Source organism: Xanthomonas fragariae, from assembly GCF_017603965.1.
In the GTDB taxonomy this organism is placed as follows: Bacteria; Pseudomonadota; Gammaproteobacteria; order Xanthomonadales; family Xanthomonadaceae; genus Xanthomonas; species Xanthomonas fragariae_A.
The window spans coordinates 827,517-848,976 of the sequence record NZ_CP071955.1 but is presented as its reverse complement, the minus strand read 5'-3'; the positions used below and the strand labels follow the sequence as shown (position 1 = coordinate 848,976).

The window sequence follows — 21,460 nt, the reverse complement described above, 5'->3', positions numbered from 1 at the left end:
TGGAATTGAGCAGCGCGCTCATCCGCGCCGGCTTGCTCAGTTACCGGCCACCTGCCCGTCCTTGCGGCTTTGCGAGGGCCGCACGCTGGCCAACTCGGGCGCAATCGTCTGGTAACCACCATACCGGACGTCGGCAAAGACCACCCGAATGTTGAGCAGCTGCAACTCGGCGATGCTCTGACAGTTAGGCGGCAGCTCTCACACATCGTAGCAACGGTAGTTAGACTTCTTTCTAAATTAAAACTACTGCGCAGTGGCGAAACTGGCCCGGCCGGTGCTCGGAATCGAGGATGCACCACAGGTGCGCAACGCTTGACAGGAGGTTCCCATGCCACGACAAATGCATCGCCAACCAGACCTGCGGGTCATGCTGGGCGGTTCGATGCGCACGCCGCGTTGGCCCTGAATACCGCGCAATTAGGGATCGGGATTGGCAATTCCTGCGCAGCGTCGATCCGGTTTTATAAGTAACCATGCTGCTGCCGCTAGGCTTTGCACGGCGCGTCACGCATAGATACGGCTATTTCAGCCGCAAGGGTTGACACCATACCTACAGCAATGGTTATCTCAGGCATATGCAGGATCGCCGCACCACCTCGAACGCTCTGATGTCCGCGCCCTTCGGCGCGTCGGTCGTCTCGCTTGTCGTACTCGTACTTATTACCTGGCCAACCGGTGCGGGACGAGACTTCGTGTAGGCAACAGACACACAAGGCTTCGATCAGACCCCGCACCGGCAACGGCGCGGGGTTTCGCGTTTCAGGGACCACCAAAAGTTTCGAATGACATGAACGACATCACTGAAATCGCCGCAACGTCTTCCACCCGCGTCCGCAACGGCGCTGGTGCATGCGTCGCCACGGACAGTGCCATCATCCGTCCCCTCTTTGCTCAGCCGGCCAGACTCTGACGTTGCCGGCTGACCTTATATTTCTCACTGCCAACTCGCTAAGGACTTATTCATGAGCAACAACATCCAACCGAAAATCGCGATCATCGGCTACGGCAGCCAGGGCCGCGCGCATGCGCTGAATCTGCGCGATTCCGGCTTCGAGGTCACCGTCGGGCTGCGTCCCGGTGGCCCGACCGAGTCCAAGGCGCAAGCCGACGGCTTCACCGTCGTGGCGCCGGCCGAAGCAGTGAAGGGCGCCGACCTGGTTGCGATCCTGACCCCGGACATGGTGCAGAAGAAGCTGTACGAAGAGGTCATCGCACCGAATATGAAGCATGGCGCCTGCCTGCTGTTCGCACATGGTCTGAACGTGCATTTCGACATGATCAAGCCGCGCGCAGATCTGGACGTGGTGCTGGTCGCGCCGAAGGGCCCGGGCGCGCTGGTGCGTCGCGAATATGAAATCGGCCGTGGCGTACCGTGCATCTATGCGGTGTATCAGGACACCAGCGGCAAGGCGGAGCAGTTTGCGCTGACTTATGCCGGCGGCCTGGGCGGCGCGCGCGCCAACATCATCAAGACCACCTTCAAGGAAGAAACCGAAACCGATCTGTTCGGCGAGCAGGCCGTACTTTGCGGCGGTGCCTCCTCGCTGGTGCAGGCCGGTTTTGAAGTATTAGTGGAAGCCGGCTACCAGCCTGAAATCGCGTACTACGAAGTGCTGCACGAACTGAAGTTGATCGTGGACCTGTTTTACGAAGGCGGCATCACCCGCATGTTGGAATTTGTCTCTGAAACCGCGCAATACGGCGACTATGTCAGCGGACCGCGCGTCATCGACGCCAGCACCAAGGCACGCATGAAGGATGTGCTGACCGACATCCAGAACGGCACCTTCACCAAGAACTGGGTGGCCGAATACGAAGCTGGCCTGCCAAACTACACCAAGTTCAAGCAGGCCGATCTGGAACATCCGATCGAGGAGGTAGGCAAGAAGCTGCGCGCCAAGATGGTGTGGCTCAACGGCGAACAGCAAGCCGCCACCACACCTACGAATCAACAAGCGGCGTAACGCCGCCGCATTCCCCACCGCTTAACACCGAAGGTCCGCAACGCATGAACACCTCCGCACACAGCACGCCCCGCAATGGCGCGCGCTGGCTGACGCAGGCCCTGGAAGCCGAGGGCGTGGAAACGCTGTTCGGTTATCCGGGCGGCACCATCATGCCGTTCTACGACGCCCTGGTGGATTCCAGGCTCAAGCACATCCTGGTCCGTCACGAACAGGGCGCCGCACTCGCCGCCAACGGCTACGCCCGTGCCAGCGGTCGGGTCGGCGTGTGCGTGGCCACCTCCGGCCCAGGCGCGTCCAATCTGGTCACCGGCATCGCCGACGCGATGCTCGATTCGGTCCCCATGGTGTGTCTGACCGGCCAGGTCGCCACATCGTTGCTGGGCACCGATGCGTTCCAGGAACTGGACGTGTTTGGCATGACCATGCCGATCGTCAAGCACAGCTTTCTGGTGCGGCGCGTGGAGGATCTTCCGGAAATGGTGCGCGAGGCCTTTCGCATCGCGCGCGAAGGACGTCCCGGGCCGGTCCTGATCGACCTGCCCAAGGATGTGCAGATCGCCGATGCCTCGCAGTTGCCCGATCACGTGCCGGCGGCGGTGCTGCCGCCTCCGGCCCCTGAAGACGCCAGGTTGGCAGAAGCATTGGCAGCCATTGCCGGTGCCGAACGCCCGGTAGTGTACGGCGGTGGCGGAATCGCGTTGGCCGGTGCGGTGGAGGCGTTTCGGCGCTTTGTCGAAGCTACCGGCATCCCGACCGCACTGACCTTGCGCGGCCTGGGTGCGTTGCCGCATGCGCATCCGGATTACCTGGGGATGCTGGGCATGCACGGCACGCGTGCGGCCAACATGGCGATCCAGGAATGCGATCTGTTGGTGGTGGTAGGCGCGCGTTTCGACGACCGTGCAACCGGCAAGTTGAGCGAGTTCGCACCGTTCGCGCACGTCATCCATCTGGATGCCGATGCGTATGAAATTTCCAAGCTGCGCACTGCCGACATCGCAGTGCCTGGCGATGTGTCCGTGAGTCTGAAAGCCTTGAGCGCGGCACGTGGCAACTGTCAGGCATGGCGCACGCGTTGCTTTGCGAACCGCGAAAAATTCGGTGCGCGTTACGACGCGCCCGGTACCGATATCTATGCACCGGCGCTGCTCAAGCGCCTGAGCGAAGTGGCCCCGGCCGACACCATCATCGCCTGCGATGTGGGTCAGCATCAGATGTGGGTGGCCCAGCATTGCCGCTTCAACGATCCGCGCAACCACCTCACCAGCGGCGCGTTGGGCACGATGGGATTCGGCCTGCCGGCGGCGATGGGCGCGCAGTTTGCCTGCCCCGACCGCACCGTGGTGCTGGTTTCCGGCGACGGCAGCTTCATGATGAATGTCCAAGAGCTGGTCACCATCGCGCGCTGCAAGCTACCGGTGAAAATCGTGCTGCTGGACAACAGTTCGCTGGGCATGGTGCGGCAGTGGCAGGAGCTGTTTTTCGCCGAGCGCTACAGCGAGATCGATTTGTCCGACAACCCGGATTTCGCCGCGTTAGCGCAGGTGTTTGGTATTCCGGCCAAGCGCATCATCGCGCGCGGCGATGTGGATGCGGCGCTGGCCGAACTGCTGGCGCAACCGGGCCCGGGCCTGCTGCATGTCGCCATCGATGCACGCGCCAACGTGTGGCCGCTGGTGCCGCCCAACACTGCCAACAGCACCATGCTGGACAGCAATCCCGCACTCGCGGTCAAGGAGACATCGCATGCGTTACCGGCTTGATCTGGTGCTTAAGCCGGCCGAAGGCGCGCTGGTGCGCGTGATCGGCATGACCGAGCGCCGCGGCTTCCGCCCGTGCGCCATCCAGGGTGGCACCGCCCCGGACGATGCAGGCCGTTGGCATCTGCAATTGGACGTGGACAGCATCCGTCCGCCGGAAACGCTGCGCCTGCAGTTGGAAAAGGTCTACGACTGCGAATCGGTGGCGATCACTGCAGTGGACCCGGCCGAGGCCGCCGCATGAACGATCAAACCTCACGTGATCATCAAACCGCTGTCCGGAGGTGTCTTCTTCCGGATCGGTCGCGCGCGTGCCGCAATGCCTGATTCCGGCCGCCCCTCTACGCAGGAGCCAGACCTAAGCGACGTAGCCGTCAGCGTGGCAGACGTGCTTGCAGCACAGGCACGTCTGCGCAAGTACTTATCGCCCACCCCGCTGCATTACGCCGAGCGCTTCGGTGTGTGGTTGAAGCTGGAAAACTTGCAGCGCACTGGCTCTTACAAAGTGCGCGGTGCATTGAACGCACTGTTGGCGGGGCTGGAACGCGGCGACGAGCGTCCGGTGATCTGCGCCTCGGCCGGCAACCATGCGCAAGGGCTGGCGTGGTCGGCGTATCGGCTGGGCGTGCAGGCCATCACGGTGATGCCATATGGCGCGCCGCAGACCAAGATCTCCGGTGTCGCGCATTGGGGCGCCACCGTACGCCAACACGGCAACAGCTACGACGAGGCGTTTGCGTTTGCGCGCGAGCTGGCCGACCAGAATGGCTACCGCTTTCTGTCGGCCTTCGACGACCCCGACGTGATCGCCGGCCAAGGCACCGTGGGCATTGAACTGGCCGCGCATGCGCCGGATGTGGTGATCGTGCCGATCGGCGGCGGCGGCCTGGCTTCCGGCGTGGCGCTGGCACTGAAATCGCAAGGCGTGCGCGTTGTCGGCGCGCAGGTGGAAGGCGTGGATTCGATGGCCCGCGCAGTGCGCGGCGATCTGCGCGAAATCACCCCGGTCCCCACGCTGGCCGACGGCGTGAAGGTCAAGATTCCAGGCTTCCTCACCCGCCGTCTATGCTCGAGCTTGCTCGACGATATCGTGATCGTGCGCGAGGCCGAATTACGCGAAACTCTGGTGCGTCTGGCGCTGGAAGAACACGTCATCGCCGAAGGCGCTGGTGCCCTGGCATTGGCAGCTGGTCGCCGTGTTGCGGGCAAACGCAAATGTGCGGTGGTCTCTGGCGGTAATATCGACGCAACTGTTCTGGCCGCGCTCTTGTCCGAGGTGCGGCCGCGGCCGCCACGCAAACCGCGTCGTCGCAATACCGAACGACGTCGCAACGAACGCAGCGCCAAACCAGCTTCCAAAGCACACGTTCTTTCCCGCCCATCCGCAGTCGCTTCAACGCCTGTCACAGCCATCGTCGTAGAGGAGTCTTCCTGGTGAACACGAGCTTATCCAACCAGACCCCGCGTATCCGAATTTTCGACACCACCCTGCGCGACGGCGAGCAATCCCCCGGATGCAGCATGACGTCCCAGCAAAAGCTGGTCATGGCGCGTGCGCTGGACGAACTCGGCGTGGACATTATCGAAACCGGCTTCCCGGCCAGCTCGCATTCCGACCGCGAAGCCATCGCGATGATCGGCCGCGAGTTGCGTCGCCCCACGCTGGCGGTTTTGTCACGCTGCCTTCAGGCGGATATCGAGACCTCGGCACGTGCGCTGGAAGCAGCCGCCAACCCGCGCTTGCATGTCTTCTTGTCCACCAGCCCGCTACATCGCGAGCACAAGCTGCGCATGAGCCGTGAACAGGTCCTGGAATCGGTGCACAAGCATGTGACGCTGGCGCGCGGCTATATCGATGACGTCGAGTTTTCCGCCGAAGACGCCACGCGCACCGAAGAAGATTTCCTGGCCGAGGTGGCGCGCGTGGCGATCGCTGCCGGTGCCACGACGATCAATCTGCCCGACACGGTGGGCTTCACCACGCCGGAAGAAATCCGCGCCATGTTTTCGCGCCTGATCGTTAGCGTAGAAGGCGCCGACAAGGTGATCTTCAGCGCACATTGCCACAACGATCTAGGCTTGGCCGTGGCAAACTCGCTGGCTGCGATCGAAGGCGGCGCGCGGCAGGTCGAGTGCACAATCAACGGCATCGGCGAGCGTGCGGGCAACTGCGCGCTGGAAGAAATCATCATGGCACTGAAGGTGCGCGGTGCGTTCTATAACATCGACTCGGCCGTCAATACGCCGCGCATCGTCTCCACTTCGCAGCTACTGCAACGCCTTGTCGGCATGCCGGTACAACGCAACAAGGCAGTGGTCGGTGGCAACGCGTTCGCACACGAATCGGGCATCCATCAGCACGGTATGCTGCGCCATCGCGGCACCTACGAAATCATGCGTCCGGAAGATGTGGGCTGGGAGTCCTCGCAAATGGTGCTGGGCCGCCACAGCGGGCGTGCGGCAGTCGAGCAGCGCCTGCGCGCGTTGGGCTATCTGTTGGAAGAAGAAGAGGTCAAGCTGGTCTTCGAGCAGTTCAAGGCATTGTGCGAAAAGCAGCGCGTGCTCACCGACGCCGATCTGCAGGCGTTGATGCAGGATGCCACCGTTCAGGAAGGCTACCGCCTGGCATCGATGACTATCAGCGATGTCGGCAGCCGCGCGAACGCGCTGGTTGAATTGTCAGATCCGGAAGGCAATCGCGTCGCTGAAACCGCGCAAGGTAATGGCCCGGTGGATGCGCTATTCGGCGCGCTTGCTTCGGCCACAGGTGTAAAGCTGGAATTGGACAGCTATCAGGTACACAGCGTCGGCATCGGCGCAGACGCGCGTGGCGAAGCCAGCCTGAGCGTGCGTCACGACGGCGTGGAATACGAAGGCACCGGCACCAGCAAGGACATCATCGAAGCCAGCGCACTCGCTTGGCTGGATGTGGCCAACCGCCTGTTGCGCCAGCGCGCGCGTGGCGTGGTCGCCGGCAAGACGGCTGCGGTGGCGTAACGCGCTACCGATCCGATCCTGACGGCCAGCAGAGCTATCTGCTGGCCGTTCTGGTTTTTTACTTGGGCGCAGGGATTGGCAGGGACTGGCAGTTAATTGTGATGGCGCTATCCAGGTTCTGCCACGCCAGTGCGGCAAGCTGCTGGAGCGAACTCTGTGGCGCAGCGCATGCGCACCTTAAAATTTGTAGGTGAAGTTGGCGTACAACTGCCGCCCGAGCGCGCTGTACACGCGCGGGAAGTACGGCCATGAGATGTAGGTGTCGTCGCGCGGGTGAATCCTGTCGAACACGTTCAACACACTGAGGCCGAGCGTGGCCTTGTCGGTGATCTGCTTGGCGATGTCCGCATTCCAGACCACGTACTACGCCACGCGTCTGCTCTCGGCGTAGTTCGGGCGCGAGCCGTAGCGGTAGCCGTACAGGCTGGTGGACCAGTTGCCGATGCTCCAGTTCAGACGCCGATTGCTGCGCGTGCGGAACGCCAGGTAGTCGACGTCATTCATCGCGTCCACCGGCTTGGCCCCGGCGAACTGCGCCACTTCCATCTTCAGCACGTGGTTAGCCGGCCTCCAGGGCGAACGCGCCCCAATCGCCGAGGTCGACGCTGTAGCGCAGATTCGCGTCGATACCATCGATGCGCATCAGCGACTGGTTGATCGGGAAAGTCTCCAATGCGGTGATCCGGCCTTCAGCGGTCAGGTCGGTGCCGGGGCTGCGGGTCACCGACTGGATATAGAACTGGCAGGCCGTCGACGCGGTATCGACCGCATTGCCGGCGCGGTCGCTGCCGAGCAGGCAGTTGGCGTTGTTCGCCAGCAGTGTCTCGCTGGAGATCGACTCCACTCGCCCTTCCAGTTCGATCCGATAGTAATGCGCGCTCAGCGACAACGTCGGCAGCACGTCCCATACCAAGACCAGCGTGGTCGACTTAGAGCGGCTAACAAAACGACTGCGCTCACCGCCAGGCGGGCGCGGCCGGTGCTCGGAATCGGCATGTACCACGCGCACAATCAGATTCCTGCGCGCCGTCCGCACCCCCTGACGACTGCTCGCTACGTTTTGTTAGCCGCTCTTACCCTTCTCTTCCTCCAGCAGCGGATTGGACGACTAGGTGGAGAAGGTCTGGTACTCGTGCGCGACCGAACAGGGGTCCGACAGCGGATCCAGGCCATCGCGGCGGCACAGATATTCGTCGGTGACGATGTAGTCCACGGTGATGCGCAGATCCGGATCCAGGTCGTACTTCTGCCGCGCCGCCTCAAGCACAGTGGACATCTGCAGCATGCCGGCCGGCAGCGCGAACAGGTCGCCGCTGAACACGAACTGGGCCTGGTCGGTGCTGGATTGGCTGCAGCTCACCACCTCGGTGGTGAGCTGGCTATACAGCGACTCACTGCCCGGCGCGAACAGCCTGTCGGCGTAGAAATCGCGGATTTCGGTGCCATCGGGCCGATAGCCAAGCACCGCCCCCATGTAGTGGTCGCGCACCGCATTGGTGAGCAAGCGCGGACGTCGCGTGGTGATGTCGTAGCGCGACATCGACACGCTCGCATCCCAGTCGAAGCCGCCGTCGAACAGCTTGCCGCGCATGCCGGCGTTGAGGTTCCAGGACTTTTCGTCGTATTCGATGTTCTTGATCCCGCCCACTTCCGAAAGCAGGAAGATGCGCTGCGCGGTGATTAGGCCCAGGTCCGGGTCGTAGACGGTGAGCGCGCCCTTGCCGATGTAGTAGTGGGTCTGGCTGGAGCTTTCGTCCTTGGAGCGATTGGCCAGTACCTGCGCATAGCCGGTGGCCTCGTCGCTGACATCGAAAATGCCGGACAGGTAGTGGGCGGAGGTCTTGCCGTAGCCGTTCTGCACCGAGCGGCCTTCGTAGTAGCCGAACGCGCCGCAGCGGTTGGGCGCGGTCAGGCTGTCGGCGGTCTTGTAGGGCACGAACGCCGGGTTGGTCGCCGCGCAGGCCGCGTCCAGCGCGCCGGCCGAGGTCGACAACGTACCGCTGCTCGTCGGCCACAAGTAGGTGTTGCCGCGGCGCAGGTAGACCCCTGAAATCGACGAGGAACGATCACGACGGCGCCCGGAATCGACGCGAGGAGAAGGCGGCTGCATCCCCAAGGCTACAAGCGAACAACAGCGCAGACCGCAGTGAATTGCATGACCTTGCCGATCGAACTTTTGGTGTCGATTGCGAGTGCTTGGGTTGGCAGGCCATCGTGCACACGTCGGGAGGCTGCCCGCCGGGACGAACCGGAGCACTCGCACGCGTACCTGCATGGGACACGCCGCAAGTCCTTCCAAGCAGGCGCTTATGCAGCATCGATGCCGCATAAGCGCCCACGCCGACACTAGCGCAAGCACCACCAGCGGTTATCGACGGCGGGAGGAAAAGCGGAACATGGTTGACTGATCGTGCTCGCGGATGGATCGATCAACCAGCCAAACGAAAGTGGCCATCGTTCACCAGAACGATAGCCACCAGGACAGCCACAACTGTTCAAGCAAGAAGAGCTTTTACAGCGCGGCCACCACCGCATCCCCCATCGCCACGGTACCGACCTCGGTGGTGCCTTCCGACCAGATGTCGGCGGTGCGCAGGCCTTGATCGAGCACCTTGCCGACAGCGTGTTCGATCGCATCCGCTGCAGCAGATTGCGCGAACGTGTAGCGCAACATCATCGCCACCGAAAGGATGGTCGCCAACGGATTGGCAATGCCCTTGCCTGCGATGTCCGGCGCCGAGCCATGACACGGCTCGTACATGCCTTTGCTGTTTGCATCCAGCGAAGCCGAGGGCAGCATACCGATCGAGCCTGTGAGCATCGATGCCTGGTCGGACAGGATGTCGCCGAACATGTTGTCGGTCACGATCACGTCGAACTGCTTCGGCGCACGTACCAGCTGCATGGCCGCGTTGTCGACGTACATGTGCGACAGCGCGATGTCCGGATAATCCTTGGCAACCTCTTCCACCACCGCACGCCACAACTGGCTCGATGCCAACACGTTGGCTTTGTCGACCGAACACAGCTTCTTGCCGCGCAGACGCGCCATCTCGAAGCCGGCCTTGGCGATGCGGCGGACCTCGCTTTCGCTGTAGGGCAAGGTGTCGTAGGCCTGGCGCTCACCATTTTCCAGCGTGCGCGTGCCGCGCGGCTGACCGAAGTAAATGCCACCAGTGAGCTCACGCAGAATCAGCAGATCCAGTCCGGAGACGACCTCCGGCTTGAGCGTGGAGGCATCGGCCAACTGCGGATACAACAGCGCCGGACGCAAGTTGGCGAACAGGCCGAGCTGCGAGCGGATCTTGAGCAAACCGCGCTCCGGACGCAGCGATGGATCGATGGTGTCCCATTGCGGTCCACCCACTGCGCCCAGCAGCACTGCATCGGCAGCACGCGCGCGCTCCAGGGTTTCGTCGGCCAGCGGGCTGCCATACTTGTCGTAAGCCGCGCCACCCAGCTCGTCGTATACCAGGTTGAAACCGAGGCCATGTTGCGCATCGATCCGCGTCAACACCTTGACCGCTTCGGCCATGATCTCCGGGCCGATACCGTCGCCAGGAAGAATCAAAATCTGTTTGCTCATGCAATCCTCGTGAGTTGGCGCCGCAGCGCCTTTGAAATCAAGCCAACGCAGCGCGCGCTTGGCGTCACCAGATTGGAGAAACCAACTGTCGCATTCACTGCAGCGCGCCGAACAGCCACGGTTGGCGCGTGCGATGGCCTTGTTCGAAGCGACCGATGGTATCGGCTTCCTGCAAGGTCAAGCCGATGTCGTCCAACCCATTGAGCAGGCAGTGTTTGCGGAACGCATCGATGTCGAAGCTGTATTCCACACCATCGGGGCCAAGCACGCGCTGTGCGGCAAGATCCACAGTGAGTTGGTATCCCTCTGTGACCAGGCATTGCTCGAACAAGGCGTCGACTTCCGGTCCGGCCAACACGATCGGCAACAAGCCGTTCTTGAAACTGTTGTTGAAGAAGATGTCGGCAAAGCTCGGTGCGATCACCGCGCGAAAACCGTATTCATCCAGTGCCCACGGCGCATGTTCGCGCGAGGAACCGCAACCGAAGTTTTCGCGTGCCAGCAACACGCTGGCGCCTTGGTAACGCGGGAAATTCAGCACGAATTCCGGGTTGATCGGACGCTGACTGTTATCGCGACCAGGCTCACCGATATCCAGATAACGCCACTCGTCGAACAGGTTCGGCCCGAAGCCGGTGCGCTTGATCGACTTGAGAAATTGCTTGGGGATGATCTGGTCGGTATCGACATTGGCGCGATCCAGCGGCGCCACCAGTCCGGTGTGTTGAGTAAAAGGTGTCATAAGCAGGCCGGGATTAGGAATTGAGAATTGAGAATTCGAAAAGGCTGAAATACACGAGCCGGCTATTACGCATCCGAAACCCTCGAACCCGACTCTCCGAGTTCACGTACATCGACAAAGTGACCGTTGATTGCCGCTGCGGCCGCCATCGCCGGGCTGACCAAGTGCGTGCGGCCACCTGCGCCTTGGCGACCTTCGAAATTGCGGTTGGAGGTGGACGCACAGTGTTCGCCGCTGCCCAGCTTGTCCGGGTTCATCGCCAGACACATCGAACAACCCGGCTCGCGCCATTCGAAGCCGGCCTCCAAAAATACCTTGTCCAGACCTTCCGCCTCGGCCTGCGCCTTGACCAGGCCCGAACCGGGTACCACCAGCGCTTGCTTGATGGTTGCCGCGACCTTGCGCCCCTTGGCCACCGCAGCGGCCGCGCGCAGATCTTCGATGCGCGAGTTGGTGCACGAACCGATGAACACGCGATCCAGGCGGATTTCAGTCATCGGCTGATTTGCCCGAAGACCCATGTATTTCAGCGCGCGCTCGATCGAGTCGCGCTTAGTCGGATCCTGCTCGGTCGCCGGGTCCGGCACCTGCTGATCCACCGCCAGCACCATTTCCGGCGAGGTGCCCCAACTGACCTGCGGCTTGATGTCTTCGGCACGCAGCTCCATCACCGTGTCGAAATGTGCGTCAGGATCGGAGACCAACGTGCGCCACAGCGCCACCGCCGCATCCCAGTGGGCGCCCTTGGGCGCGAACGGGCGACCTTTGACGTATGCAATGGTTTTTTCATCCACTGCCACCATGCCCACGCGCGCACCGGCTTCGATGGACATGTTGCAGATGGTCATGCGGCCTTCCATCGACAGGTCGCCGATCGCGCTGCCGGCAAATTCGAGCGCATGGCCGTTGCCGCCAGCGGTGCCGATCTTGCCGATCACTGCCAGCACGATGTCTTTGGCCGTCACGCCAAACGGCAGCGTGCCTTCCACGCGCACCTGCATGTTCTTCATCTTTTTGGCGATCAGGCATTGCGTGGCCAGCACATGCTCGACCTCGGAGGTGCCGATGCCGTGCGCCAGCGCGCCGAATGCGCCATGCGTGGAGGTATGCGAATCGCCGCAGACCACGGTCATGCCCGGCAAGGTTGCGCCCTGCTCCGGGCCGACCACATGCACGATGCCCTGGCGCGCGTCGTTCATCTTGAACTCGAGGATGCCGAAGTCGTCGCAGTTCTCGTCCAGCGTCTGCACCTGCAGCCGCGAGACTTCATCGGAGATAGATTCCAGCCCGCCCTGACGCTCGGCGCGCGTGGTCGGCACATTGTGGTCGGGCGTGGCGATGTTGGCGTCGATGCGCCACGGTTTGCGCCCGGCCAGGCGCAGGCCTTCGAAGGCTTGCGGCGAAGTCACTTCGTGCAGGATGTGGCGGTCGATGTAGATCAGCGACGAGCCGTCGTCACGGCGTGTGACCTCGTGCAGTTCCCACAACTTGTCGTACAGCGTCTTGGCAGTCATTGCGGCAATCCGATTGGCGTAACGGTGGGTGCGCCCACCTGGCTGAGTTCGATGCTAGGAGCTTGCCCTGGATAAGGCAAATTCATCTTTTTTATTCGAAAAGGTAAATTCTAGGAATGGCAATGGATCTGTCGAGCCTCCGCGTATTCGTGGCGATTGCCGAAAGCGGAAGCTTCTCGGCCGGCGGCCGGCGACCGGCGAAGCGCTGCACCTGCTGACCCAGCCTGCCGTGAGCAAACGCATTGCGTTGCTGGAATCGCTTGGGGGCAAGGCAACGCGCGTCGCCGCCACGGCGGGACCAGCGCGAGGGTGAATTCCCGACAGCTGCCGGGAGGACCATGACACCGAGAGTCACTATAGATGAAACCATTAACGGAACCCGGCACCGCCGAGTATAAATATAGAACCCGATGGTATAGTATTGGCAGTATGTCCAGCTTGCCCCCTCTCAAGTCCAAAGTCAGGATCAATGGCCCTGGACGTCCCAAGGATCTTGGGAAACGCGCCGCTATTTTGGGCGCCGCCCGCACCATGTTCATGGAACAAGGCTATGCCGGGGTCAGCATGGATGGGATCGCTGCGCAGGCCGGCGTTTCCAAACTGACCGTCTATAGCCATTTTGGCGACAAAGAAAGCTTGTTTTCCGAGGCGATCCGTGAGCAATGCCAGCACATGATGCCGGACGATCTGTTCGATCACGCCCCAAAAGGTGCGCTGCGCGACCAGCTGATCGAGATCGCCCACGCGTTCTTCGCTGCGGTCAGCGCCGACTCGGCCATCTCCACCCACCGCATGATGATGGCTCCCGGCACCGGCGATGTGCATGTGCGTGAGATGTTCTGGGACGCCGGCCCCAGGCGGACCCAGCAAGCACTGGCGGATTTTCTCTCGGCGCGTGTGGCCGATGGCCAGCTGGAGATCTCCGATCTGGCGCGCGCGGCCTCGCAATTCTTCTGTCTGCTCAAGGGCGAGCTGTACGCGCTGATGATGTGCGGCCTGCACGGCCAGCCGACGCGCGCGCAGGTAGACGAGCACATCCAGTCCAGCGTTGACTTCTTTTTGAGAGCCTATGCGCCCCGTTGATCGCCCCCGGACGTTGGTGGCGATGACTTCCGGCACTGCGCCGGTTGGCAGCACGCGGCGATGTTGGATGCGCCAGGCACCCCCGCGCACCGGTAAAATGTTTGGCCCACCGCGTTGGATAACCGCACCATGACGATCGATTTCTCCCAAGCCCGCGAAAAGATGGTCGAACAGCAGATCCGGCCGTGGGACGTGCTGGATCTGCGCGTGCTCGACGTGCTGGCGCGCATGCCGCGCGAAGCTTTCGTGCCGGAGTCCTACAAGACGCTGGCCTATGTCGATGTGGAAATCCCGCTGTCGGCCGGGCAAAAGATGATGAAGCCGGTGGTCGAAGGCCGCATGCTGCAGGCGCTGGATCTGCAGCCGGGCGAGGACGTGCTTGAGGTCGGCACCGGTAGCGGATTTGCCACGGTCTGTCTGGCCGCGCTCGCCCGCGAAGTGGTGAGCCTGGAGATCGACCCGGCCCTGGTTGCAGCCGCGCGCGCCAATCTGGACAGCACCGGTCTAGGCAGCAACGTGCGTGTCGAAATCGCCGATGTGTTCGGCTGGCAGAGCGAGCGTCGTTTCGATGCCATCTGCGTGACCGGCGCGGTCGATGCGCTGCCGATCCAGTGGCTGCAGTGGTTGCGCCCGAACGGTCGGCTGTTTGTCGTGCGCGGTCACGAACCGGCGATGGAAGCAGTGCTGGTGCGTGGCGACGTCAACGCCCCGCGCATCGGATCGTTGTTCGAAACCGACCTCGCCTATCTTCAGGGCGCCGCACCGACACCCCGATTCCAATTCTGATTTCCAAGGGAAGCTTCCACGATGATCCACCGATTTCTCGTTCTGGCCATGGCCACCGCCCTGTCTCCGATGGCTGCGCAGGCCACCGACCTGCTGCAAGTCTACGAAATGGCCCGCAACGGCGATCCGCAGCTGGCAGTAGCCGAGTCCACACGCCTGGTGAATCGGGAAGGTCAAGTGCAGGCGCGTGCGGCATTGTTGCCGCAGCTCAACGGCGCTTACGACTACAGCAAATCGCACCGCGAAATCGAGGGTCAGGATGGTCGCGCTACGACCTCGTCGCGTTCCAGTCAGATCCAGGGCTCACAAACGATCTTCAACTGGACCCAGTTCTCCAACCTGCGCGCCCAACGCGAAATAGCCAAAGCAGCCGAGTTCACGCTGGCGTCGGCAAATAATGATCTGATCACTCGTACGTCGGCAGCGTATTTCCAGGTGCTGGTGGGCATCGAATCGCTCGCCGCCGCGGAGACCAACGAGGCAGCGGCCAAAAAGCAGTTCGACTATGCGGACAAGCGCCTGGAAGTAGGGCTGGCCCCGATCACGGACGTACACGAAGCGCGTGCCCAGTATGACCAGGCACGTGCCGACACCATCACTGCCCGCAATACGCTGAAGGATTATTATCAGGCGCTGACCGAGCTCACAGGCCAGCCGGTTGTCGGCCTGCGTGCATTGCCCGAAGAGTTCCGCCCGCAAGTGCCTGCCGCTTACAGCAATGTCGATCAACTGGTGGCCACTGCCATCGCCGACAACCCGGCATTGAGGGCACAGCAACTACAGGTCAGCGCCGCCGAAGCCAGCATCACGGCAGCACGCGCAGGTCATTTACCAACGGTCAGCCTGACCGGCAGCATGGGACGTAGCAATAGCTGGGGCACGTCAGCTGCCGAGAACAGCGTAATTACTGCCCAGGGCCGTAACGTCGACACCGACGCGATCGGTGTCACCGTGTCGATCCCGATTTTCGCTGGCGGCGCAACGCAGTCGGCGGTGCGTCAGGCGCTCTCGCAGCGCGATATCCAGCAGGACACTTACGAACAGCAGAAGCGCGCGCTGGATCGCAACACACGCAACGCCTATCAGACCGTGGTGGCCGGCATCAGCGAAGTGGAAGCCCGCCGTCTGGCAGTGGTCTCCGCGCAGGCTGCATACGACGCCTCTCAGGTCGGTTTGGAAGTCGGCACGCGCACCGTGCTGGACGTGGTGCAGAACCAGCGCACGCTGTTCCAGGCGCAGCTGAACTATGCTCAGTCGCGCTACAACTTCCTGCAGAACCGTCTGCTGTTGGGCCAAGCCATCGGCAAGCTCGACATCACTGACCTGCAGGATGTCAACCGCCTACTGTCGCAGGATGCAGAGTCCAAGCTGCAGGGCAGTGGTTCGCTGCAGTAAGAGTGGCTAACAGGTAACGCAAAAAAGCGGGCTTGGGAACGCCATTTTTGGGCGTGATGCAAACGCGTGTATGTGGCTACGTGCGATAGCTGCGATGACGGCCAGAACTAAAGCGACTTGATGACGTGCGTTAGCACGACTGCGACAAGCTCTAATTCACCGGTGCAGCAAGCACGCGCGCCTTTCAAAGCGCCGTACCATCACTCACCACTGGCGGTAGATCCGGCGCAATCTGCATCAGCGTGCGCGCCACCGCGCCCTTGCCGTTGGCGACCAGCGCCAACCCATTGGCTGCCATCGTCTCGCGCCGCGCCTGGTCGCCGAGCAGGCGTGCAAGATCCTGATACACGCAATCGGCGTTCTCGCAGATGGCGACCGCATCGGCCTCGCGCATGCGCCGCGAAATCTCCGAAAAATTATGCAGATGCGGGCCGGTGACCGCCGGAGTGCCGACCGCAGCCGGCTCCAGCAGATTGTGCCCGCCGATCGGCTGCAGGCTGCCGCCGACGAAGGCGACCTGCCCACAGGCGTAGAAACTCATAAGCTCGCCCAGCGTGTCGATGACGAACACGTTGTCGCGTGCCTGCGGCCATTGCCGGGCCTTGCGCGTGGACACGCTCCAACCGCGCTCGCGTGCCAGCGCCTCGACCTTGGGAAAGCGCTCGGGGTGGCGCGGCGCCCACAACAACAATAACTCCGGAAACTGCAGCAGCAAGCGTGCGTGGATGTCGGCGACCGCGACCTCTTCGCCTTCATGCGTACTGGCCGCGATCCACACCGGGCGCGTGGCCGGCACCTGCCTACGGAACTGCTTGACCACGGCCTGCAACTGCACAGGCGCTGCGATATCGAACTTGAGATTGCCCAGCGCGATCACTTGATCCGGCCGCGCGCCGAGGGTAATGAAACGTTCGGCATCGTCGTGCGACTGCGCCGCCACACAGGTGACTGTGCGCAGCGCGCGGCTGATCAGCGGTGCCAACAGGCGATAGCCGCGCAGCGAACGCGCCGACAAGCGCGCGTTGAGGATGTACACCGGAATCTGCCGGTCGCGGCACCCGAACAGCATATTCGGCCACAGCTCGGTTTCCAGGATCAGTGCCAGGCGCGGGCGGAAATGCTCCAGGAACCGGCCCACGCTGCCGGGCACGTCGTATGGCAGATACACATGGTCCACCGCATCGCCCCAGACCGCACGCACCCGCTCGGAGCCGGTCGGGGTGATGGTGGTGATGACCCAGCGGATATCCGGGCGCTGCGCACGCAACGCATTGACCAGCGGCGCAGCGGCGTTGACCTCGCCCACCGACACCGCATGCACCCACACGCGTGGGCGACCGCAGGCATGCGTGTACGACGCATAGCGCTCGTTCCAGCGATTGAAGTATTCGCGCACACGAAAACCACGCCATACCAAGTGGTACACCGTTACCGGCAGCAGCAGGTACAACAGCGCCGAGTACAGCCCGCGCAACAGCCATTCGATCGGGTCTTTCCGCATCGTTGCAGGATACGGGAGCGTCCGTGCGTGCGCATGTGCACGCTGCCCGATGCGTGCGATCCCTTGAGCGTGTCATGCCATGTACGGCCGACGCATCTCATCTTAAAAGGCAGAACACGCTCTAGAATTGGCACATGTCCGAATCCGCTAACGTCGCCGTCCGCCCTTCCCTGCGCAACCCAAAGTACTGGCCGATCTATCTGGGCCTTGCCGTGATGGTGCTGGCTGGACACCTGCCCTGGATGCTGCAGCGCGCGCTGGGCCGTGGTGCCGGCTGGATCGCGATGCGTCTGTCGGGCACGCGTCGACGTGCTGCCGAGGTCAACCTCAAGCTGTGTTTCCCCGAACAGGACGATGCATGGCGAGCGCGGCTGTTGCGCGATAGTTTCGATGCGCTGGGCGTGGGCCTGTTCGAATTCGCGCGCGCCTGGTGGGGCAGCATCGATGCCATTCGCCCCGGCGTCCAGATCGACGGCCTGGAACATCTGCAGCGTCTGCAGGAACAAAAGCGCGGTGTGTTGCTGGTGTCCGGCCACTTCATGACGTTGGAAATGGGTGGGCGGCTGCTGTGCGATCACGTGCCGCTGGCCGGCATGTACCGCAAGCACCGAAATCCGGTGTTTGAATGGGCGGTCAAGCGCGGACGGCTGCGCTACGCCACGCACATGTTCGCCAACGAAGATCTGCGCGCCACCATCAAGCATCTCAAGCGCGGCGGTTTTCTGTGGTACGCGCCGGATCAAGACATGCGCGGCAAGGACACCGTGTTCGTACCGTTTTTCGGACACCCGGCCTCCACCATCACCGCCACGCATCAGCTGGCGCGCCTGACCGGTTGCGCAGTGGTGCCGTACTTCCATCGTCGCGAAGGTAGCCGCTACATCCTCAAGATCGCGCCGCCACTGACAGACATTCCATCCGACGATGTCATCGCCGATACCGCGCAGGTCAATGCGGTGATCGAGGACATGGTGCGCGAGGCACCGGACCAATACTTGTGGATCCATCGGCGCTTCAAACGCCAGCCGGGCGGGCGTAGCGATTTCTATCGGTGATTGCGGTTCATCGGATGCATGCGACGCGCGCATGCGCAGCGTCGCTTTAGAGCGGCTAACAACACGTAGCGAGCACAGTCGTCAGGTGGGTGCGGACGGCGCGGAGAAACCGGAGTGTACGCGTGGACATGCCGATTCCGAGCACCGGTCGTGCCCGCCTGGCGGTGAGCGCAGTCGTTTTTTTAGCCGCTCTTAGACATTACCGCGGCGGCGGTTGATCCGCATCGTCGTTGAGCAAGGCGCCAGCGTACAACCCGGCCAGCATCAGGCTCAGGCCACCCCAGAAGCTGGAATAGAACGCCAGGTGCGTGTTGAGCGGGAAGACCGTTGCCACCAGCGCGATCATCGCCGGCCGCGCCTGCTCGCGTGCCGCCAGACTGGAATAACGCCATGCGCGCCATGCCTGCGCCGCACCGGCAAGCCACAGCAGCAAACCGATCACGCCGGTTTCGGCCAGAATTTCCAGCACGATCTGATGCGCATGGAAGGCAGGCCCATCGCCCCACGCCGGCGCCTGTTCGGGTGCCGGATTGCAAGCCGGATACGCCTGACGGAACCCGCGCGCGCCCACGCCGTTGAGCGGGTGCCCACGGATCATGCACAGCGCCGCGCCCCAGATCTGTGCGCGTCCGGACAAGGCTTGGTCGACGCCTTGTTCGCCATTGCGGAAAGCCAGCATGGTGCGCTGAATCCGCTCGCGTGCCTGGGGCGCCACGGCCACCACCCCGCCTGCCAATAGCGCACCGACCACCGCAACGGCAAGCAAACGACGGCCGCCCAGTAGCTGCCAACCGGACAGCAGCATGATCACGCCGTAGGTGATCCAGGACGCACGCGAACCGGCCAGCACCAACACCACGCCGACTGCAGCCGCAGCGCCTGCCCAGGCCCAGGCATTGCGTCGTCCGAGTGCCAGCAAGAGGAACGGCGACAGGCTGGCCAGGGTCTGCCCGAATTTGAGATTGCACGGGCCCAATGCGCCGCTGAGGCGATCGACCAAGGCCAGCTCTTGCGCCGTGCACAGGCTGTGGCCGCTGATCAGTTGTTTGATTTGATCCATGCCGAAGAACAACGCGCTGGTACCGAATGCGGCCTGCAGCAATGCGTCCAGCGTCCACACCCCACCGATCACTGCCAAGCCGGTGAAGGTGCGACGGCGCCGCTGCGCGTTGGCCACCGCAATCGCGCACAACCACATGAAAGGCAGATAGCGCAGATCGGTGGCCAACTTGCGCAGCGCCACCCCCACGTCCATCGCATCGAACGCCGACAGCATTTGCGGCAACCAATACGCGAAGAACAACAAGCTGGTCAGCGCCCAGGCCGCGCCACTGAGCAACCGCGTGCCGCCGCGAAAGCGCGCGTCCAGCAAGCGATACGCCGCAAATACCGCACCTAGCGACAACACCGCCTCGGCAAGCCCGGGCGTGGGCCACAGCGCCACGAACAGGATCACCCATAGCGGTGCCCAGCGACCTGCGTCGGGCGTCAACACGGGCGCGTGCGTAATGGCCTCAGCGGTGGAGTTCGTCATAGACCTTCAGGGTGGCCGATTGCATGGCCTGCAACGTGTAACCGCGCACGGCGGGCGGTGTGGGCGCCTGCTGCAACAGATGGAGCGCTTGCCTGCGCAAGGCCTGCGCATCGAAAGCGGGAACCGCACCACTGGGCTGCAGCGCGGCCAGCAGTTCGCCGACCCCGCCATGCGCCCAGCCCAGCACCGGTCGGCCCACCGACAAGGCCTCGACCACGGTACGACCGAAGGCTTCCGGTTTGCGCGACAGCTGCAGCACCAGATCGCTGGCGGCGTAGGCCTCGGCGATGCGCGCGGTGGGCTCAGTGAAGGCAACGGCGTCAGCCACGTCCAGCCTGGCGGCCTCGGCCTCCAGTTCGCGCACGTAGGCTTCGCGTCCCGGCTCGCGTGCGCCCGGCAGCCACAGCCAGGCAGGCACCCCGGCGGCACGTAGGCCGGCGAGCAGTTGCAGACCGTCGGCATGGCCTTTCAGTCGTGTGCCGCGACCGGGCAGCAACAACAATGGCGCGTCGGCGGGCAAGCCTGGCAGCAGGCTGTGCGCCCATTTGCGCGCGCGGCGATCAGGATGCGACCGACGCGGAAACTGCGCGGTGTCGACACCGCGCGCAATGGTGCGCAAGCGCGCAGTGTCGATCTGCGGATAGTGCATGCAAACGTACTGGCGCACGGTCTGCGAGACGCAAATGACCCGCTCGCCATATGTCATCACCGCGCTGTAGCGGCTGGGCGAATTGAGCCCATGCACGGTGGTGACAAAGCGCGGCCGCGTGGCTTGCGGCATGCCACGCAGCGCGTACCACCCCAGCCAGGCGGGAAGGCGCGAGCGCGCATGCACGATGTCGGCACCGAGTTCGGCAAAGAGCCTGCGCAGGCTCACCACATGACGTAGTGTCAGCAGCGACTTGCGGCCGATCTCTACAGTGAGATGCTCACCGCCCACCTCCAGCAGCGGCTGGACCAGACGACCGCCCGCCGACACGACTACGGCGCGGTGGCCGGAACGCGCCAGCGCGGCGGCGATTTCCAGGGTGGAGCGCTCCACGCCGCCGGACTGCAGCGCCGGCAGCAGTTGCACCACGGTCAGGCGGTGCATCCGGCGAAGATCAGTCGGCGAGCACGAACAGCGCGCCGCAATACGGGCACTTGGCTTCGCAGTTGGGCTCGTCTTCGATCGGCAGGTAGACGCGTGGATGCGAGTTCCACAGCGCCATCTGCGGCGTCGGGCAGCTCAGCGGCAAATCGCCGCGGTGCACGGTGTAGCGCGTTTGGGCATTGGCGGGCGCGGTGGCGGTCTGGCGCATGGCGTAAATCGCTAAAGAGAACGGACCGCATTCTAGCAGCGGTAGACGTTGCAAGAGCGGCTGCCTCGCCGGATGCGCCCGCCGTGTCCCAGTCGCTACTCGCGCAGCCCGATAGCGATAAGACGGGCCTAGCGCGGCGCTCCAGAACCCGGTCATCGGCTTCATTTTGCGTCTTCCAATTCAACCACGTTAGCCACCCGCGCCCGGACACTTTACGAGAGACGCCCGAGACCATTGCC

Annotated in this window: 21 protein-coding genes, 2 other RNA genes and 1 pseudogene; 11 read left to right on the top strand and 13 right to left on the bottom strand. The window is 63.1% G+C overall.

The genetic code is table 11. From position 1 onward, the window contains the following. Positions 1-36 precede the first annotated feature (36 nt). Entirely contained in the window at positions 37-165 is a 129-nt protein-coding gene (locus tag J5I97_RS20280; protein ID WP_279631226.1) for a hypothetical protein, read from the bottom strand. Positions 166-962: 797 nt separating this feature from the next. Here J5I97_RS20280 and ilvC point away from each other — a divergent pair. The 5 genes from ilvC to J5I97_RS03955 all read left to right on the top strand — a co-directional run bounded on the left by ilvC (position 963) and on the right by J5I97_RS03955 (position 6,724). Next, complete coding sequence (gene ilvC, locus J5I97_RS03975; RefSeq protein WP_208589214.1) at positions 963-1,964, top strand: ketol-acid reductoisomerase; 1,002 nt, start codon at positions 963-965, stop codon at positions 1,962-1,964. Positions 1,965-2,008: 44 nt separating this feature from the next. Continuing rightward, a complete protein-coding gene (ilvG, locus tag J5I97_RS03970; protein WP_208589213.1) occupies positions 2,009-3,730 on the top strand; it encodes an acetolactate synthase 2 catalytic subunit in 1,722 nt (573 codons plus the stop codon). Next, positions 3,714-3,971 carry an ACT domain-containing protein gene (locus J5I97_RS03965; RefSeq protein ID WP_208589212.1) on the top strand — a complete coding sequence of 86 codons (258 nt, stop codon included), beginning with the start codon at positions 3,714-3,716 and terminating at the stop codon, positions 3,969-3,971. The genes ilvG and J5I97_RS03965 overlap by 17 nt, the downstream gene beginning before the upstream one ends. A gap of 75 nt (positions 3,972-4,046) precedes the next feature. Then, the gene (locus tag J5I97_RS03960; protein ID WP_208591543.1) at positions 4,047-5,165 is read left to right on the top strand and encodes a threonine dehydratase; all 1,119 of its coding nucleotides are present in this window, start codon (positions 4,047-4,049) and stop codon (positions 5,163-5,165) included. After that, complete coding sequence (locus J5I97_RS03955) at positions 5,162-6,724, top strand: 2-isopropylmalate synthase (protein ID WP_208589211.1); 1,563 nt, start codon at positions 5,162-5,164, stop codon at positions 6,722-6,724. Before J5I97_RS03960 ends, J5I97_RS03955 begins: the two co-directional genes overlap by 4 nt. A 177-nt stretch (positions 6,725-6,901) precedes the next feature. Here the strand turns inward: J5I97_RS03955 and J5I97_RS19755 are convergent, their stop codons facing one another. From J5I97_RS19755 to J5I97_RS19745, 3 genes are read right to left on the bottom strand one after another with little or no spacing between them, the layout of a single operon-like run. Further along, a complete protein-coding gene (locus J5I97_RS19755) occupies positions 6,902-7,084 on the bottom strand; it encodes a TonB-dependent receptor (protein WP_238135635.1) in 183 nt (60 codons plus the stop codon). A gap of 3 nt (positions 7,085-7,087) precedes the next feature. Further along, entirely contained in the window at positions 7,088-7,279 is a 192-nt protein-coding gene (locus tag J5I97_RS19750) for a hypothetical protein (RefSeq protein WP_238135634.1), read from the bottom strand. A gap of 4 nt (positions 7,280-7,283) precedes the next feature. Next, on the bottom strand, positions 7,284-7,733 hold the full coding sequence (locus J5I97_RS19745) for a hypothetical protein (protein WP_238135633.1): 450 nt from the start codon (positions 7,731-7,733) through the stop codon (positions 7,284-7,286). Here J5I97_RS19745 and J5I97_RS03945 point away from each other — a divergent pair. Continuing rightward, a non-coding RNA gene (locus tag J5I97_RS03945) (sX9 sRNA) lies at positions 7,719-7,793 on the top strand. The genes J5I97_RS19745 and J5I97_RS03945 overlap by 15 nt on opposite strands. A gap of 39 nt (positions 7,794-7,832) precedes the next feature. Here J5I97_RS03945 and J5I97_RS03940 read toward each other — a convergent pair. The 4 genes from J5I97_RS03940 to leuC form a co-directional block, all read right to left on the bottom strand. Next, complete coding sequence (locus J5I97_RS03940; protein ID WP_238135632.1) at positions 7,833-8,717, bottom strand: hypothetical protein; 885 nt, start codon at positions 8,715-8,717, stop codon at positions 7,833-7,835. Positions 8,718-9,236: 519 nt separating this feature from the next. Continuing rightward, positions 9,237-10,310 (bottom strand): 3-isopropylmalate dehydrogenase, encoded by a 1,074-nt coding sequence (gene leuB / locus J5I97_RS03935; protein ID WP_208589210.1) that lies wholly within the window; start codon positions 10,308-10,310, stop codon positions 9,237-9,239. A gap of 94 nt (positions 10,311-10,404) precedes the next feature. Next, positions 10,405-11,052: a 3-isopropylmalate dehydratase small subunit gene (gene leuD / locus J5I97_RS03930; RefSeq protein ID WP_208589207.1), complete on the bottom strand. Its 648-nt coding sequence runs from the start codon at positions 11,050-11,052 to the stop codon at positions 10,405-10,407. A 65-nt stretch (positions 11,053-11,117) separates the two neighbouring features. Continuing rightward, entirely contained in the window at positions 11,118-12,566 is a 1,449-nt protein-coding gene (leuC, locus tag J5I97_RS03925) for a 3-isopropylmalate dehydratase large subunit (RefSeq protein ID WP_208589206.1), read from the bottom strand. Positions 12,567-12,688: 122 nt separating this feature from the next. Between leuC and J5I97_RS03920 the strand changes: the two are divergent. From J5I97_RS03920 to J5I97_RS03905, 4 genes and pseudogenes are all read left to right on the top strand, one after another. Next, positions 12,689-12,825, top strand: a pseudogene (locus J5I97_RS03920) (LysR family transcriptional regulator); the annotation flags it as partial. A gap of 170 nt (positions 12,826-12,995) precedes the next feature. Beyond that, complete coding sequence (locus tag J5I97_RS03915; protein WP_208591542.1) at positions 12,996-13,649, top strand: TetR/AcrR family transcriptional regulator; 654 nt, start codon at positions 12,996-12,998, stop codon at positions 13,647-13,649. Between the two features lie 129 nt (positions 13,650-13,778). Continuing rightward, complete coding sequence (locus J5I97_RS03910; protein ID WP_208589205.1) at positions 13,779-14,435, top strand: protein-L-isoaspartate O-methyltransferase family protein; 657 nt, start codon at positions 13,779-13,781, stop codon at positions 14,433-14,435. A gap of 21 nt (positions 14,436-14,456) precedes the next feature. Continuing rightward, entirely contained in the window at positions 14,457-15,830 is a 1,374-nt protein-coding gene (locus J5I97_RS03905; protein WP_208589204.1) for a TolC family outer membrane protein, read from the top strand. 184 nt (positions 15,831-16,014) lie between these two features. Here J5I97_RS03905 and waaA read toward each other — a convergent pair whose 3' ends face one another. Then, positions 16,015-17,331: a lipid IV(A) 3-deoxy-D-manno-octulosonic acid transferase gene (waaA, locus tag J5I97_RS03900; protein WP_208589203.1), complete on the bottom strand. Its 1,317-nt coding sequence runs from the start codon at positions 17,329-17,331 to the stop codon at positions 16,015-16,017. Positions 17,332-17,465: 134 nt separating this feature from the next. On the opposite strand from waaA, the gene J5I97_RS03895 reads away from it, so the two are divergent. Next, a complete protein-coding gene (locus J5I97_RS03895; protein WP_208589201.1) occupies positions 17,466-18,386 on the top strand; it encodes an LpxL/LpxP family Kdo(2)-lipid IV(A) lauroyl/palmitoleoyl acyltransferase in 921 nt (306 codons plus the stop codon). A gap of 53 nt (positions 18,387-18,439) precedes the next feature. On the opposite strand, the gene J5I97_RS03890 is transcribed toward J5I97_RS03895, so the two are convergent. The 4 genes from J5I97_RS03890 to J5I97_RS03875 all read right to left on the bottom strand — a co-directional run bounded on the left by J5I97_RS03890 (position 18,440) and on the right by J5I97_RS03875 (position 21,221). Further along, a non-coding RNA gene (locus tag J5I97_RS03890) (sX9 sRNA) lies at positions 18,440-18,516 on the bottom strand. Between the two features lie 69 nt (positions 18,517-18,585). Beyond that, a complete protein-coding gene (locus tag J5I97_RS03885) occupies positions 18,586-19,920 on the bottom strand; it encodes an O-antigen ligase family protein (protein ID WP_208589199.1) in 1,335 nt (444 codons plus the stop codon). Then, positions 19,901-21,013, bottom strand: a complete 1,113-nt coding sequence (locus tag J5I97_RS03880) for a glycosyltransferase (protein ID WP_208589198.1) — start codon at positions 21,011-21,013, stop codon at positions 19,901-19,903. Before J5I97_RS03880 ends, J5I97_RS03885 begins: the two co-directional genes overlap by 20 nt. Before the next feature lie 10 nt (positions 21,014-21,023). Next, positions 21,024-21,221, bottom strand: a complete 198-nt coding sequence (locus tag J5I97_RS03875; protein ID WP_208589197.1) for a zinc-finger domain-containing protein — start codon at positions 21,219-21,221, stop codon at positions 21,024-21,026. Between the last annotated feature and the right edge of the window lie 239 nt (positions 21,222-21,460).

Bases quoted from the DNA above. Each gene is read 5' to 3' on its own strand.
- leuB (WP_208589210.1), bottom strand. From the start codon at position 10,310: ATGAGCAAACAGATTTTGATTCTTCCTGGCGACGGTATCGGCCCGGAG.
- leuC (WP_208589206.1), bottom strand. From the start codon at position 12,566: ATGACTGCCAAGACGCTGTACGACAAGTTGTGGGAACTGCACGAGGTC.
- leuD (WP_208589207.1), bottom strand. From the start codon at position 11,052: ATGACACCTTTTACTCAACACACCGGACTGGTGGCGCCGCTGGATCGC.
- waaA (WP_208589203.1), bottom strand. From the start codon at position 17,331: ATGCGGAAAGACCCGATCGAATGGCTGTTGCGCGGGCTGTACTCGGCG.
- J5I97_RS03965 (WP_208589212.1), top strand. From the start codon at position 3,714: ATGCGTTACCGGCTTGATCTGGTGCTTAAGCCGGCCGAAGGCGCGCTG.
- J5I97_RS03895 (WP_208589201.1), top strand. From the start codon at position 17,466: ATGTCCGAATCCGCTAACGTCGCCGTCCGCCCTTCCCTGCGCAACCCA.
- ilvC (WP_208589214.1), top strand. From the start codon at position 963: ATGAGCAACAACATCCAACCGAAAATCGCGATCATCGGCTACGGCAGC.
- ilvG (WP_208589213.1), top strand. From the start codon at position 2,009: ATGAACACCTCCGCACACAGCACGCCCCGCAATGGCGCGCGCTGGCTG.
- J5I97_RS03915 (WP_208591542.1), top strand. From the start codon at position 12,996: ATGTCCAGCTTGCCCCCTCTCAAGTCCAAAGTCAGGATCAATGGCCCT.
- J5I97_RS03885 (WP_208589199.1), bottom strand. From the start codon at position 19,920: ATGACGAACTCCACCGCTGAGGCCATTACGCACGCGCCCGTGTTGACG.
- J5I97_RS03905 (WP_208589204.1), top strand. From the start codon at position 14,457: ATGATCCACCGATTTCTCGTTCTGGCCATGGCCACCGCCCTGTCTCCG.
- J5I97_RS03880 (WP_208589198.1), bottom strand. From the start codon at position 21,013: ATGCACCGCCTGACCGTGGTGCAACTGCTGCCGGCGCTGCAGTCCGGC.
- J5I97_RS03960 (WP_208591543.1), top strand. From the start codon at position 4,047: ATGCCTGATTCCGGCCGCCCCTCTACGCAGGAGCCAGACCTAAGCGAC.
- J5I97_RS03910 (WP_208589205.1), top strand. From the start codon at position 13,779: ATGACGATCGATTTCTCCCAAGCCCGCGAAAAGATGGTCGAACAGCAG.
- J5I97_RS03875 (WP_208589197.1), bottom strand. From the start codon at position 21,221: ATGCGCCAGACCGCCACCGCGCCCGCCAATGCCCAAACGCGCTACACC.